The organism is Terriglobus albidus, from assembly GCF_025685425.1.
Taxonomy (GTDB): Bacteria; Acidobacteriota; Terriglobia; order Terriglobales; family Acidobacteriaceae; genus Terriglobus; species Terriglobus albidus.
Map to the genome: position 1 here is coordinate 1 of NZ_JAGTAS010000006.1, position 1,161 is coordinate 1,161.

Sequence of the window (1,161 nt, forward strand, 5' to 3'; positions counted from 1 at the left end):
CTAGTGTCCTGAGTCATTAATTCGTTGGCAATATTTTGCGAGGGAGTTGAGTATGTCGTCCGCGGTTTTAGTCCAGACGAAGGGTTTTGGGTGTTGGTTGTGGTGCTGGAGGTAGTGTCGAATAGCGCCTTCCAGTTGTAGTGTGGAGCGGAAGCTGCCTCTGCGGATTTGCTTTTCGGTGAGGTCGGCGAAGAGACGTTCGACCTGGTTGAGCCAGCTTGCGGAGGTTGGGGTGAAGTGAACGTGGAAGCGCGGATGACGCACCATCCAACGCTGGATCGCGGCAGTCTTGTGGGTAGCGTAGTTGTCCATCACCAGATGAACGTCCAGCTCAGCCGGGACGTTGGCTTCGATGATGTCGAGGAACTTGCGGAATTCCACCGAGCGGTGACGGCGCTGCAACTGGCTGATGACCTTACCGGTCTTGGTATCGAGCGCAGCGAAGAGGCTGGTGGTTCCGTGGCGCAGATAATCGTGGGCGCGGCGTTCGGCTTGACCTGGGCGCATCGGCAGCAGAGGCGCGGTGCGTTCCAGCGCTTGAATCTGACTCTTTTCGTCCACGCATAGCACCAGGGCGCGATCGGGTGGATTGAGGTAAAGGCCAACGATATCGCGGACCTTGTCGATAAAGAGCGGATCGCGGCTGAGTTTGAAGTTCTCCTGGCGGTGCGGTTGTAGCGAAAAGGCACGCCAGATGCGACTGATCGCGGTCTGGTTCAACCCTGTTGCCTCAGCCATCGAGCGGGTCGACCAGTGTGTGGCTCCCTCCGGCTTGCTCTCCAACGTTTGCACGATCACCCGTTCGATGTCGGCATCGCTGAGCTTGCGTGGCTGCCCTGGACGAGATTCATCGAGCAAACCGTCCGTCCCGGAAGCCGCATAGCGCCGCCACCACTTGCTCACGGTCTGGATACACAGACCCATCTCCGCAGCGATCGCCGTGGCCGTCGATCCAGTCGAAGCCTTCAGAACGATCCGAGAACGAAGCGCTAGCGCCTGCGCGGTCTTGCGCCGATGCGACCATCCCTGCAACGTCTCTCGATCCTCAGTCGTCAACGTCAACGACGGCAAACTGCGTCCTCGTCTCATGGCTTGCTCCATGCCATGTTAGATGGACCCAATCTAAAAATAGTTGAACGAATTAATGACTCAGGACACTAG

At 58.0% G+C, this 1,161-nt stretch carries 1 protein-coding gene; it reads right to left on the minus strand.

The features are described from left to right. Nucleotides 1–1,101: an IS630 family transposase gene (locus tag OHL21_RS00035; protein WP_263415200.1), complete on the minus strand. Its 1,101-nt coding sequence runs from the start codon at nucleotides 1,099–1,101 to the stop codon at nucleotides 1–3. Between the last annotated feature and the right edge of the window lie 60 nt (nucleotides 1,102–1,161).

Coding starts and splice junctions, on each gene's coding strand:
- OHL21_RS00035 (WP_263415200.1), bottom strand. CDS start 1,101: ATGGAGCAAGCCATGAGACGAGGACGCAGTTTGCCGTCGTTGACGTTG.